This window comes from Paenibacillus xylanivorans (assembly GCF_001280595.1).
GTDB lineage: Bacteria > Bacillota > Bacilli > Paenibacillales > Paenibacillaceae > Paenibacillus > Paenibacillus xylanivorans.
In genome coordinates this window covers 124,805-138,965 of record NZ_LITU01000061.1, presented here as the reverse complement: position 1 = coordinate 138,965, position 14,161 = coordinate 124,805, and the positions used below count along the sequence as shown (strand labels likewise).

The 14,161-nt window shown below is 46.0% G+C and carries 11 protein-coding genes; 2 read left to right on the top strand and 9 right to left on the bottom strand.

Annotation, left to right across the window (positions count from 1 at the left end; translation table 11 throughout):
* Positions 1-61: 61 nt before the first annotated feature.
* The 3 genes from AMS66_RS16870 to AMS66_RS16860 form a co-directional block, all read right to left on the bottom strand.
* Positions 62-1,786, bottom strand: coding sequence for an ABC transporter substrate-binding protein (locus AMS66_RS16870; protein ID WP_053781919.1), 1,725 nt, complete (start codon positions 1,784-1,786; stop codon positions 62-64).
* A 320-nt stretch (positions 1,787-2,106) separates the two neighbouring features.
* Positions 2,107-3,015 carry an ArsR/SmtB family transcription factor gene (locus tag AMS66_RS16865; RefSeq protein ID WP_236703459.1) on the bottom strand — a complete coding sequence of 303 codons (909 nt, stop codon included), beginning with the start codon at positions 3,013-3,015 and terminating at the stop codon, positions 2,107-2,109.
* Positions 3,016-3,173: 158 nt separating this feature from the next.
* Positions 3,174-4,490, bottom strand: a complete 1,317-nt coding sequence (locus tag AMS66_RS16860) for a hemolysin family protein (protein ID WP_053781917.1) — start codon at positions 4,488-4,490, stop codon at positions 3,174-3,176.
* 379 nt (positions 4,491-4,869) lie between these two features.
* Between AMS66_RS16860 and AMS66_RS16855 the strand changes: the two genes are divergently transcribed.
* The gene (locus tag AMS66_RS16855; protein ID WP_053781916.1) at positions 4,870-6,726 is read left to right on the top strand and encodes an alkaline phosphatase; all 1,857 of its coding nucleotides are present in this window, start codon (positions 4,870-4,872) and stop codon (positions 6,724-6,726) included.
* Between the two features lie 163 nt (positions 6,727-6,889).
* Here AMS66_RS16855 and AMS66_RS16850 read toward each other — a convergent pair whose 3' ends face one another.
* The 6 genes from AMS66_RS16850 to AMS66_RS16825 form a co-directional block, all read right to left on the bottom strand.
* Entirely contained in the window at positions 6,890-8,461 is a 1,572-nt protein-coding gene (locus AMS66_RS16850; RefSeq protein ID WP_053781915.1) for a sigma-70 family RNA polymerase sigma factor, read from the bottom strand.
* A 217-nt stretch (positions 8,462-8,678) separates the two neighbouring features.
* Positions 8,679-9,173: a spore coat protein GerQ gene (gene gerQ / locus AMS66_RS16845; protein WP_053781914.1), complete on the bottom strand. Its 495-nt coding sequence runs from the start codon at positions 9,171-9,173 to the stop codon at positions 8,679-8,681.
* An 18-nt stretch (positions 9,174-9,191) separates the two neighbouring features.
* Positions 9,192-9,614 carry a cell wall hydrolase gene (locus tag AMS66_RS16840; RefSeq protein ID WP_053781913.1) on the bottom strand — a complete coding sequence of 141 codons (423 nt, stop codon included), beginning with the start codon at positions 9,612-9,614 and terminating at the stop codon, positions 9,192-9,194.
* 159 nt (positions 9,615-9,773) lie between these two features.
* Positions 9,774-11,459: a hypothetical protein gene (locus tag AMS66_RS16835; RefSeq protein WP_236703458.1), complete on the bottom strand. Its 1,686-nt coding sequence runs from the start codon at positions 11,457-11,459 to the stop codon at positions 9,774-9,776.
* Positions 11,460-11,663: 204 nt separating this feature from the next.
* Positions 11,664-12,413: an SDR family NAD(P)-dependent oxidoreductase gene (locus AMS66_RS16830; RefSeq protein ID WP_053781911.1), complete on the bottom strand. Its 750-nt coding sequence runs from the start codon at positions 12,411-12,413 to the stop codon at positions 11,664-11,666.
* A 184-nt stretch (positions 12,414-12,597) separates the two neighbouring features.
* Positions 12,598-12,990: a DUF2500 domain-containing protein gene (locus tag AMS66_RS16825; RefSeq protein WP_053781910.1), complete on the bottom strand. Its 393-nt coding sequence runs from the start codon at positions 12,988-12,990 to the stop codon at positions 12,598-12,600.
* Between the two features lie 328 nt (positions 12,991-13,318).
* On the opposite strand from AMS66_RS16825, the gene AMS66_RS16820 reads away from it, so the two are divergent.
* Positions 13,319-13,750, top strand: coding sequence for a hypothetical protein (locus AMS66_RS16820; RefSeq protein WP_053781909.1), 432 nt, complete (start codon positions 13,319-13,321; stop codon positions 13,748-13,750).
* Positions 13,751-14,161: the final 411 nt, after the last annotated feature.

Sequence of the window (14,161 nt, the reverse complement as noted above, 5' to 3'; positions counted from 1 at the left end):
TCGCAAACACAAGGGACGTTTGTTTATTTCGGTATTTATGTTTTTGGATTTATACCACCGCTTATTTCAGAGACCATTCCGGCAAGCTGGTTGCAATCCCGCGGTATGGACTGACAGAGAGCCCATCGATCCGACCATTATAGGCATAGACTGTTTTTTTGTAACTGGTGAAAATCACGGGCAGCTCATCATTGAGCAACTGGTACAGCTGTTTGTATACTGCCTTGCGTTCCTCTATGTCTGTCGTAGCCAGACCTTTGTTGTACAATTCTTTCACTTTGGGATTGTCGTACCCCTTAAGCTCCCCATCCACAAATTGCAGCACCCCGTCCGCAGGATCCGTTAGCATCGCTGTGGAGAAGGAAGCCACGTCATAATCGCCGCCCTCCACTTTGGAGACAAGCGAGTTGAAATCGGCAAATACTTCAGGCTGAAACTGCACGCCAATCGCTTCGAAGTTTTCTTTGGCTACAGCAATGAAAATATCCGTAGCTGGACTTTTCGTTCCGAGGAAATGAAGGGACAGCTTCTTCCCATTCTTCTCACGGATGCCATCCGCGTCGCGCGCCCAACCTGCATCATCTAGCAATTGATTGGCTTTGTCCGGATCATAGGCGTATGGATTAATGCCTTCTTCCGTATAAGACCAGGAAATAGGTGAAGTTGGAATGTTGGCAACAGCACCTGCGCCCTGGTTGGCGTCCACATAGATGGACTGACGATCCAGGCCATACGTGATGGCTTGCCGCACTTCTTTGTCCTGAAGCTGTTCATGTTCCAGATTGAGCTGTAAATATCCGTATGTACTTGGTGTGTAAGGCAGAAGGTTGAGGTATGGGATATTTTTCAGCTTATCGATATTCTCCTGGGTAGCCGTAAATGAAGTGAAGTCAATCTCTCCAGTCTCAATAAACTGCCAGGTGTCTCCTTCCGATGTTTTATATATGAAATGTTCGGTCTTTGGTTTGCCCTTGTAGTAGAACTCGTTGGCAACGAATCGAACTTCCTGACCCGGGATGAACTTTTCAAGTTTGTAAGGGCCATTGCCTACAGGTGTTGCATGGAGATTCTTAATGTATTCGAGTTTCCCGAATTGATAGTCTTTGCCGTAGTAGGCTTTGGACAACACTTCAGAGCCTAATGTAAGCAAAGCGGTCGCGTTAGGCTGTTCCAGTGTGACCGAGATCGTTAACGGATCAACGACTTGAATCCCCTCAATGTGATCTGCCTTTCCTTCGGTATACGCTTTGCCGCCTTTAACCTTGGAGGAGAAAATATCAAATCCACCGTCATACGACTTGTCATGCAGAATGGTCCATGTAAAAGCGACATCATCTGCGGTGAGCGGTGAGCCGTCACTGAACTTGGAATCTTTTCTTAGATGAAACGTGTATGTACGCTGATCTTCGGACACATCCCAGCTTTCAGCGAGATCGGGAACAGGCAATCCTTTCTCATCTACGGTCACAAGCGAAGCAAAAAGCAATGAAGCAACGTTGCCATCATATCCGCTCTGATGAAAGTACGGTGTGAAAGCACCGCTGGGATCCGTAAGCCCCACAATAACCGTATCCGTCCGTATTTTTGCCGTCTCAGGTAATTGATTCAGATCCGTTGCCTGAAATGGTGCATCCAGTGCTGCTGCAACCGGAGTCGCTTGTGTGCCTGGATTCGTTGTTCCGCTTCCAGGAGAAGTGGTCTCTGCTCCTCCACCTCCTGCACATGCAGATAACACAATCGCACTACTGATGATTAACGATGCCACGGATAAACCTTTCAATCTCATAAAATCCTCCCCAATTCATAATAATCCATATTTTCTCGCTCAGCCGTTCCTAATTCCCGAAATGATTCAGAATATATATAATTCCTATGAAATTAGTAAGGTATAAGTTCGATAAGCCCTATTATAAGAATCGGATACGGTTCTGTAAATAGAGAACCACAAAAAAATATTTATATTAAACCCATTAATATCCACTTTAAAGCGATAAAATAGCCGTATGTTTTGCGCGGATTTCCTGAATAAATTTCAGTTCGGCCACAACAAACCTACGGCTATATTGGAGGGATATCTTTTTGCTAAAAACCACATTTTGATAAACGTTATTGTTCCAGATAATTCATGACATTTGGCAATATCTGCTCCAGTGCATGAAGACGAAGAGAATATTCAACCAGGCTCTCTCCTTCAAAATGCGCATAGACCAGCCCAGCTCCACGAAGCTTCGATAGATGGTCATGAGTTATTCCTTTGGAAAGCTTCAAGTGACGGACAATTTCTATAAAAGAACGCGGTCCCTGATGCAGAAAACGCATGATTTTCAGTCTATTCTTCTCTCCCAAACTGCGGATCACTCGCAAATGATGGGTCGGAATATATTCTTCGTCTCCCATATACAATCTGGAGGAATAGTGACACAACAGGGTATCTCCAAAATGCAGGATGACATTTAGTGGCTGAAAATGAAATTGCGGCACCAGCAGCATTCTTTCCAGTCCGTTTACATCCCGAAACATCAAACCATTGGTTGCCTCGTCCAATACCTTCTCCTGAGAAGACTGTCGCAATTGCTCCTTGCGGTCCAGCACCTCTTGTCTCAAATGCTGTAAGACCGCTGGATCAAGCAAGCGAAAATATTGCTCATTCCACTCTGTTAATACATAGGTCATTCGAGTCTGGAAAGCATCAATATCATCCGTATACGGGAAGCTATACCGGGCAAAAATGTCACGGAGCTCCAGCACGGTTCGTTTACTGAACCATTCAATAAAATCCTCTGGCTCCTCATCTTCTACTCGTAAACAGACAAGCAGATACATCCATTTCCAATCATCATCCACTTTCATATCTTGCAAAATGGCATCAAGCTCAGAACTTAGCTGTCCTTCTGTTTTTTGCGCCCAGGCTATAGATAAATCAATTTTTTTATGCGATTTCCGGCAAATATATGTATGCAAGCTGGCCATGAATTCAAACACAGGCGTAAATCCAACCTCAATGCGATAGCTCAATCTCAACCTCTCCTATCTTGCAAAGTCGTTCCATTATACCCTGTTTGCAGCCGTGCATGCTACGATTAAAGGGCAGAACAAAAGCCGCACAGTGAAATCATCCACCGCACGGCTTTTCTATAGATGGGAATCTCCTGCCACCAAAAATAATACCTTGGTCAGGCCCCTTCGCCTTCAACCATCAGATCCAGCTTAATCACATTCACACGTGAAATCCGCTTATGCTCGGTCTCTTGAATAACAAAGACATATCCGCCATACTCTACCGACTGCCCCACTTCTGGAGGGATGGCCTCTACTCTGGAGTATAACCAGCCGCCAATCGTATCATAATCCGCCCGGTCCATATCCAGCCCAAAGCGCTCACTAACCTCTTCAATCAGCATAAGGCCGTCAATGGAGTACTCCATCTCATCCACTTTCTCAATGGAAGGACGCTCTTGGTCAAATTCGTCCTGAATCTCGCCCACGATCTCTTCCATGATATCTTCTAGCGTTACAAGGCCGGAGGTTCCTCCGTACTCATCAATCAGGATGGCAATCTGTGTTTTGCTGCGTTGCATCCGCTTGAGCAAGTCACTGATTGGGGTAGAATCGGGTACCGCGAGAATCGGCCGAATTACCGAAATGGTATCTGTAAGCTGAGATCGCATCAGGTCTTTAATGTGAATAAAACCGATAATATGGTCTTTGTCACCGTTATATACCGGATAACGGGTACGCATGCTCTCACTGGCAATTTCCAGATTTTCAAGCATGGACTGATTGGCATTCAGGCAGATCATTTCCGTCCGCGGAATCATAATCTCACGGGCGGTTGTTGCCGTAAAATCAAATATATTATCAACAAGCGCCAATTCAGTATTGTCAATTAAACCGCTCTTATTGCTTTCTTTCATCAGAATGCGTATTTCGTCTTCACTGTGCGCCGAGTCATGCTCCGAGGCCGGTGCCATGCGAAACACTCTCAGAAGGCTGTTCGCCATACCATTCAATGCCCATATAAAGGGGTACATTAATTTGTAAAAGAACGTAAGCAGCGCCGCAGACCATAACGTGATCGTCTCTGATTTGCGGATTGCCATCGTCTTGGGAGCAAGTTCCCCGAGTACAATATGCAAAATCGTAATAATAACAAAAGCAATCGCAATGGAAATCCCGTGTACGTATACCGGACCCATTCCAAATGCAGTAAACATCGGCTCTAACAGGTGAGCAATTGCTGGCTCTCCCAGCCAACCGAGTCCAAGTGAAGCAAGCGTTATGCCCAATTGACACGCGGATAGATAAGCATCCAGGTTGCGTACAATATTGGAAGCATAAATCGCATTTTTATTGCCTGTTTCCACCAAAGCTTCAATCCGGCTGCCACGAACTTTGACCATCGCGAATTCTGCCGAGACAAAGAAACCATTCATCAATACAAGCAAAGCAATTAAAAATAAATTTAATATACTCGGTAAGGGGTCACTCAAATTATCATCCTATTCGCCGTCATTCTTCGGCAAATAGGTCCACCTCCTTCGAAAATGTAGGATATTTGCCATTCTGCCGTTCATATGCAGTTTCAACTTCCCAATGCGTTCACCTCCACCTTCTTCTGTCGAATAACGATGATATGCTTCTTTTATTATATAATTCTACACTACACAGTCAATCCGTGTCCTATGACAACGAAATGATGCATACGGGCTATTTCGTTAACAAATGTACCGAATGCGCAGTTTTTTTTACGTTTTACTAACAAATATATGCATCTTCTTGCTTACGGTTTAACTTTTCTCTTACGCTCAGTTAATCATTCAGCTATATACTTCCAATTAGAACAACAATTTGATTCCGGAGGTATGTACATTGAAAATCAATCATGCAATGAAATGGAACGCGCTGCTGCTTAGTGCAGCTGTCGCAATTACAGCAGTGCCTTGGCAAGTCCATGCGCAACCCGTTTCCACGCAGCAACAGACGGCACAGGCCGCATTTACCATTCTGCCTATTGACCGCGCTCAGATACTGGCAGGCCAAAAGCTGGATTTCCGGGTTGAGTTGAACGGGGCCAAGCTGAAATCCGGAGATATCAAAATCCAGATTAATGGTTTGTCACCAGAAAAATACTTCGGCAAATCCGGAACATGGACAAGCAGTAACGATCTGAGTACAGAGTACACCATTCGGGATGTTACTTTCAAAGAGAGCGATTCCATTGTGGTAACCGCCGAAACCACTGCTACAGGCAAGCGTACATATTCACGGGTCGTATATCAAGTGTTCGATCCTTCCAAAGACACAGCCACACTGACAAACGGGGAGCAGGCCAAGAATGTTGTTCTGATGATCGGTGATGGCATGAGTGCGAATATTCGCACCGCTGCTCGCGTTGTATCCAAGGGCATTCACGAAGGCAAATTCAATGGCTGGCTGGAGATGGAACAAATGGAGGCCATGGGTATGGTCACCACGTCAGGTATGGATTCCATCGTCACCGATTCGGCCAATAGTGCTTCCGCTTATGCAACAGGTCACAAAACGGCCGTAAATGCCGAGGGTGTCTACCCGGACAATACGCCAGACCCTTTTGACGATCCAAAGGTGGAAAACATCGTTGAGTTGGTCAAACGGACACGTGGCATGGCTACCGGGCTTGTAACCACTGCGGATGTAACGGATGCGACACCGGCAGCGATGGCCGTACACACGCGCAAGCGTGGGGAACAAGAAGCGATTGCCAGCATGTATCTGAATGAAGCCAATCGACCCGATGTTATTCTGGGCGGTGGACTGGAGTGGTTCCTTCCAGCAGATGACGGTGGAAAGCGCAAAGATGGACGTAATATTGTGGAGGAGTTCAAAAAAGAAGGATATACCTACGTTACAGATGCAACGAATCTGGACAAGTCCGCCTCTACCAAATCATTGCTTGGATTATTCCGCAAAGGCAACATGAACGTATATTATGACCGGGAATATACTCAGCCTAACAACGCAGAGATTGTGGGCAAGGATACGGATCAGCCAACGTTAATGGAAATGACCGACGCAGCCCTCCAGGTGCTGGAGCAGAACAAAAACGGATTTTTCCTGATGGTCGAAGGAGCATCCATTGATAAACAGGCTCACACCATGGATTTTGAACGCTCGATATGGGATGCGATTGAATTCGATCAAACGGTCGGTCGTGTTAAAGCCTACGCGAAGGAACATCCGGATACGCTCATTATCGTTACATCAGACCACGGTCATTCCCTTACGCTTAACGGTACGTATAACACGGAAGCCGCCAAAGGAAAATCTGGCGACGAACTCCGTGAATTGATCGGAACATATGCGGATTCCAAGTTTCCGACGTATGTGGATGAAGACGGTGATGGCTTCCCGGACAACCCGGATTCCGAGTGGAAAATTGCTGTAGGCTGGGGCAATATGCCGGACAACAATGAGGATTATCTCGCCAATCCGGTGCCGATCAGTCCTACCATTCAGGACCCTAACGTGAAGGACAAAACCTGGTATATCGCCAACCCGGACAAGGACCCGGACGGTGTACACTATACAGGCAATCTGCCTCATGATGAAGGCCAGGAAGTCCACACATTCGACGATGTGCCAATTAATGCCTCTGGACCCGGGTCCCGTCTGTTCACCGGTTATCTTGATAATACAGATGTATTCCGTAAGATGGTAACCGCATTGAAGTTGGATGCAACCAAGTAAAATAAAGGTGAACTAACAAAAGAGTATCCTCACTCATGCTCAGGCATGGCGGGATACTCTTTTTTCATGACTCTATGGATGACGATTGGGCAGCATGCCTACCTGCCGCTCTACTGCTCTACCGCTTCTACTGCTTTACTCTGCTTCTGCTACCATCTCACCTCTATAGGATCACTATGGTCTCATTAACGGTGTCCCAACGCCACGGCGTGTCATTGCCTTCACCAATCTGAAGACCGCCAATCCAGGATTTATCAGTTCTTAATAATCCCCAATCCACTTCTCCGTTCAGCACCTGAACACCCAGATCGGTCAGAGACAAGATACTGTGACGGAATTCGCCATGCTGCTGCTGAAAGTCAGGAAAGGCTTGTACACCGCTTAATTGAAGTAAAGCATGAGGTTCCTCCGTCATTCTCTTCAGATGAGCCCAGTACTCCAGATCACCCATCCCCAGGATATGCAGTTGTTCTCCAACATGCTTGAACAATGGATAAGGGCTGTTCACGCCCTCTCTCACGGCCTCCAGTGTGGATTGCTCAATTGTGCCCAATCCGTTCGATACAGAAGGCAGACGCGACAGGTGGGCCTTGAATGCAGCATGTGCAAAAGGGAGCACGGGTGTATCATTCGACAAGTAGTTCTGGTGATCCTGAATGTCAGAGGATGCATACGCTGCCCAAAACTCGCTTCCAGCCTGGATCTCCTCTGATCCCATCACATGCCAAGTACCTGATAAACGTCCGATTTGCGAAGGTGTGAGCTGCCCTAGGCCCCGAAAATGTTCAATATCCGGATAGGAATCAATGCATAACAGATTCAGCTTTGTATTACGTAGGTCCTGCTCCTTTAAATAGTGCAGTAAGTACGATAGCATCGCCTGATCATAGAGATCATACTCAAACCACAGAACGATCTCTTGGTATTGATGGAATGATTGCAACGTTTGCTCAAGTTCCTTGATTTTCAGATATTCAGTCCGGGGTATACCCAAGTTCTGCTCCAAATATTGTGCACGTTCACTTCGTTCCTTCTCATTCCCCATATTTCTCGTTATCGGTCCAAATGTATAGAGCTCTCGCCAGACCAGAATTTCACCTTGAATCCCGCTTTGTCTTAATCGATCTGCCGCATGGTCACCATTCATAATGTGAAGCATTCCTTTTCCTCCTTCGTATAGATCACTAAATACTGAAATCACATCCGCCACAGGTAATGAACGCCTGAGCCTGGATCTGGCATCATACAACCGTTTCTTCAGAGCTGGAACATTAACCCCGAGGAATTCCGACATTTCCTTGAGCGAATAACCCTGAAAATAAAACAGTTCAACAGCAAGCTGCATGGAAGTTGGTAAAATGGAAATCGAATCTCGCAGGAGACGATGCACCTCTCCTTTCAGAGCCTGCTCTTCAGGATTACAAGCCTGATCCTCTTCCTGAATTACATCCTGAATCTCTAGGACCGGAACGGTGCCATGTTGCTTACGCCTCATTTGACGGTAACATTGTCTCTCCACAATGACTTTGAACCACCCGGGAAAAGCATCCGGATTCTCCAGTTTGGACAAATTTGCAAAGGCCTCCGTAAATGCCTCCTGTACCACATCTTCGGCCAGGAACATGTCCTCTAATTTTTGATAGGCGACAGCCAGTGCCATTCCGCGAAATTGCGTCACCAGCTGTTCGTAAGCCTCGGCTTGCCCCTGAATTGCTCCATCGATCCATGTCTTCATTATGTTTTGCTCCTTCCTGTGCACTTGCTGCATGATGTATTTATCTTTAAGTGCCCTGATTTGAGGAAAAGGTTACTTTCGATTATGTTTTTATTTTATTTAAATTTATGCTCTTTTTAATAATATAGGAAAAGCCGTCCCGTTTGCGGAATAACATCCACATTCGAGACAGCCTGTGTAGGGTCATGTTATATTATGTTCTGTTTTTCGCTACTGATTAGCGTCTGCTTGGTTGTTGCGGATAGTTCCCGATCACACCTGGATATTGATACAATAACGGCTCATCGAATGTAGCGTAGTCGAAATTGACCATCAAAAGCATAATCCGTTTTCCAGAATTCGGGTCACTGATAATGATATGGTCACGACCAGCTGCTTCCAGTATACCTTGGAAAATGCGGGCATTCCACTCTTTGTTTCCTTCGTAAGTCATGTAGAACGTCCCACATTTGCCCAGGTTGAGCCGCAGGATATTTTCGATGTAGGATTGTTCAAACTGCGGTGCAGTTGTTGTTACTACACCACCCGTAGGTGTCATTGGAGCACCGCTAGATACAAGCGGTGGTACGCCGCCTGTGGAGCTAGGTGAAACCAGGCCTGGTGTTGGCGACATCATGGGCATACCGTTACCGATTTTATAAGACGTTCCTTGTACTTGCGAATTGGCCTGTTGGCCCATAACCTGTGTTGGTTGATATGGCTGATTAATCATTGTGATTCCTCCCAAAATTTAAAATACACTCGGACAGTCTTCACCTGTCGGACTGAAGAAACAATGTGCCTTAAAGCGACCTGTATTTTGTTGATCATACCAGGTTGGTGGACATTCCCCCACAGGACGGAAAAACCACAGGGAGTTGCTGGCTGGCCAGAAGCGTTCACCATTAATGACACGCTGCGCCAGGCGTATTTCCGATTGTCTTGCCCGTTGGTAGAAATACCCTTTTTGCGTAGACTCGAAGCCACCCGGGTTCTGAAACACCATTCGATTAATGTCCCGAATATCACCGAAATCCAAGCAATCGCCAAGTACCCGGTTTACACCTACATTGCCCACAAGCAGCATGCCTTGTTGGCCGTCACCTTCGGCCTCCGCTCTCATCAACCTAGCGAGCAGCCTGACGTCTTCCGAGTTGGCTTTAATAACAGCCATATTCTGTTTCCTCCCTTGTTGAACCTCTGCATCACCGTATATCGTATTGTGCAGACGCCCATTCGGTGACACGATTTTATCTTTTCCCCATAAAAAAAGCCCGGAACCTCACCTTGTGTGAAGTCCCGAGACAAAACATTTCCTATATAACCTGCCTATTCAGGGCTTGGCTTGAATCCAGTAATCGTAAGCATGAACGATATTGCCTTTGTAGGCTTTATACTCGCTTAACAGATCTGGAAGCAGTGCGAGCTGACGTTCCATTTCCGCTGCTCCCTTATCATAAAACGAAATATGTTTACCTTCAAAATTCTCTTTCATCTCCACCGAGATCAACAGTGGTTTACCCAGACGGTCCGCAATTTTCATTTCCTGACTGACGACGTCAGCAATTCCATTGGAGCCTTCAGCAATATTACGGAATGCCATCAGAGATACGTGATCCAGTGTCGTGATCATGTATTCACTGACAGACATGTCTCTTCCCGGTAACGGGAACGTATCGAGCCAAACGGCCAGATCGGCACTCGTTTCCAGATCACTGTCTTTTTTCGTCTCATCATGAAAATAAGCAATATTGGCAGCCCATTCAGTCAGCAGTGTATCCCGATCATTTTCCCATTCAGGTAGGGTGTATGGCTCAATATCAAGATGGATTCCCTTAAAACGTTCATCCGGTTCAGATTCGGCGTTATAATTCTTCACATAATCAATCAAGCGCTGTATCCGTGGCCGGTTTTCCTTTTTGCCCCAGATCGGATGGCCGCCCATCGCATGAACCTCAATACCTTGAGCCTGAGCACGTTTCACAAAACTGCGATAGCTGGAATACGGTTGATCCAGATCAAGCCGGACGTATAACCAATTAATGTTTTGCGCTTTGGCGAACTCCAGAATCTGATCTCCACCATCATTCGTAACCTGAGAAGCCTGCCAGATATAGGTTCCCCGAATCTCAGGTTGATTGGATGGATTCTCCGGTAAGGGTACTTCCTCTGGCTCCAGTTGCCCCCAGTACACGATGTCATGCACAGCCGAACCTGCGTAGGAAGCATGATCCGTGAATGCAGATGCTACCTCCTTTACAACACTCTCCAATTGAGCTGCACCTTTGCCGGCAAAAGTCGTGAACTCTTCCCCAGGCATGGGCTTGGTGTTTACCCCAACGGTAATAGAACCGTTTCTGGCGTCAGCCCATATCATTTCCTGTTCTACCAAACGTATAATTCCATTGTTTCCTTGCGCACTATCACGGTAAGCAAGCAGCGTAATATGGTCAAATTGTCCAATAAACCAGTGTGACAACGACTCGTTATCCGCATCTTCAGTCGTTCTGCTACCCGTCACGGTGTAAGAATCCAACCAAAAAGGCAAGTCGACATTCACTTCAACCGCCCCAGCCTGCTTCACCTGTTCCAGTAATAGCTTCATATTGGCAACCCAGGATTGGACCAGCGGCTTGGCATCTTCTTTCCACTGTGGCAGTACATAGGGTTTGATATCCAGGTGAATGGCGTCAAATCGCTCTTCCGGTTTTGCAGCCAGGTTATAATTACTCACCCAGTCCGCCAGCTTGAGCATCGGACCTTCACGACCACTCACTGCCCATGATGGATCTCCGCCAAGAGCTTCAACTGCAATTCCAGCCTTGCTGGCTTTGGATATAAACGTATGATAGACCTCCTGTGACAGATTCATATCCACATTCACATACAGTCTGTTAATCTTATGTTTAGCTGCATTCTCCAGCAGCTCATTTCCTCCATCACTGACAGACTTGGCCTGCCATACCCAGGCTGCTCGTATATCTGCGTCAGCATCAGCAGTAGATTCAAAGCCTGTCATTATAATCCCTCCAATCAGCAGTAATAGCCAAAACACTTTCCGGGATGAGTTCCCGAACATATTCTCCCTCCATTCCTGTACTGTGGTAAAATCACATTTATTATAGCAACCGAGTTACCAAAAACAAATAAGCCCAAGTGCTTAACTTGGGCTTATTTCTGCTATGTTTTCAAATGTTTACAATCGACCGGAGAAATCCCGGTACTAGTCCTCATATATCATTTTTCGGGTCATGCCCCCGTCAATAATCAGGTTGGTCCCTGTGACAAAGGTATTGCTCGGATCGGACAAATATAAACAAGCGCGGGAGATATCTGAAGGAACGCCCACACGCCCCGCTGGATGTTGTTCATGGTCCTCTGGCTTCAATTTCTCAACATTTCCTGTCTCAATCCATCCCGGACTGATACAATTGACCCGAATTTGGTCCTTACCCAAGGAGACAGCCATCGCATGCGTCAATGCCACGATCGCTCCCTTGGACGCAGCATAGGCCTCTGTTTCCGGCTCTGACATAAACGCACGAGTTGAGGCCATGTTAACGATCGCTCCACCATTTTCGTTGTGCTTCATATGTTTGGCCGCTTCTCGGCTTGCGATAAAGCAACTTCGCACATTGGTATTGAGTATATCGTCCCACTCTTCCAGCGTTAGCTCATAGGGAGACTTCCATCTGGAGACACCTGCATTGTTTACGAGCACATCAATCTGTTTGAATTCATCCATTGTCGTTTGAATGAGGTTCGTTATATCCTTCTCTTGACGTACATCACACTGGACAAAAATGGCTTCTCCGCCTTCATTGCGAATGGAAGCTGCCGCACCAGCCCCTTCCGCTTCCTGATAGTCGGCAAGTACGACTTTAGCCCCTGCAACCGCATAGGCCTCAGCTACACTTCGACCGATTCCTTGGGCTGCTCCAGTCACAACCACGACTTGATCTGTAAATGACATTATCGTTGCCTCCTCTATTGGGATGGTCCTTTCATCACATAAGTCTAGATACAACTCACCGATTATGGACCATAAATTGAATGAAGTCTCTTCTTATATAAAAACACGTTAGCCCCATTAAGAAACGCTTGTCCGGAAAAGAAATTAAAAAAAGCTTACGCCACTATGGCGCAAGCCAGCCGGTTTATCCGCGTACACGCTCTGAATACAAACGATTGTAGCGTTCAAAGCCTACATAACGCGTTCCCTTGAAAGAGAGTCGACCTTCATCTCCCTCGGCGCACAAGCCGTACTCATCACCATTCACTTTGAATTCGAGACGATCCCCGCTCTCCACTTCAAAAGTGATGTAATAATGCGTACGGGCTGTACTTCCTGGTTCGGAGTGCGACTGACTCATCTGCATTCTCCTGCTGGTAATACGAGAAGGTACGGTAAGCAGTGGCTCTGAGTTATTGCGGCCCCATCTCCATACTTCTTTCCCTACCGACAGAAGAACAATACCTATAATCAGGACAAATACTACCGGAAAGACGGTTCCAAAAAAATCAAACATCCAGGATGATTCAATGCCCATGTCTCTCCCCTCCGTTCATAAAACCTTGGACAGCCGGAGTCTTGACCCGTCTTCTGTAATATATATGCGCATGAACAGGGAACTTGTTATTTTGGATTCAAATTGAGCGGGGGATAAAAAATGCTGTAGCCGGATTGGATCAATGGGTTAAATGCCTGGTCAAACAACTGAATTGCCTTTGGAGATTTGGCTACAACCTCAGCTCCCCAAAATATTGTACTTATCAAGACCTTTGAGGTTCTCTATTAATAAACAAAATTGCCGCTCTGCGGACGAATCTTCCAAAAAACCACATACTATATTACAAAAACTATTGGGGGTATGCTTTATGACGAAACTGCTAGATGCTCGAACCTCTCAAAATGCAAGCTATGGTAATACAATTTCAATTCCCTTGCCCGCCAATACTCCTGTTGCAATCGGGGAGGTTGGACTAGATGCAACTGACGCAGGTGGAAACATACGCGTACAATTATCAGGGATAGCCGAGCTCGCGTTCCCTACCACTCCGCCATTCGACTCCGTGATTGCATTTTCTATTGCACGAGGTACTGATTCGCTTGTTGCCTACGCCCTTTATTCAGTGAGTGTTTCTGAAGCAAACCCAAACGCTGTACAAGTCGTCACCATTAATGCATCCGATTTTAATGTCCCACTACCACCATCAAATGAATTGGTTTATACCTTATATCTTTTTTGCACAGCAGATGCGACTCGAATTGGTATTGAGAGTTTTAATGCTGTTGCTTACTCGGATTAAGTAGCTATCTCTCCTTATGACATCAACTGATCAACTAACAACTTTAAAGCTCAAGTAAAATCATAGTTCCGTCTGAAGCATGAAGCTAATCCCCCCGGCCGAGATTTACCGGGGGATTTTGTTATGCGAAATGGACGATTGCCAAGATATAGCATTCAAGTTATTCCTGTTAAGATGCTTACTGTAGCAGAAATAGAAAATAAAGATTAACTCGTGGAGGAAAAATATTCAGACCAAAGTAAAAAATGTATAAGTACTCCATGATGAGAATTTTGTATTCCGATTGCTGAAGTACTAAAAATGAGTGTACTGTAGGAGTTTTGGTTTTTTATATAATGTTTCAAAATAAAAAACGCCCCCAATCGGGGGCCAATCGTTGATAAAGCAGTATTTTTTCCGTCTACTTGGATT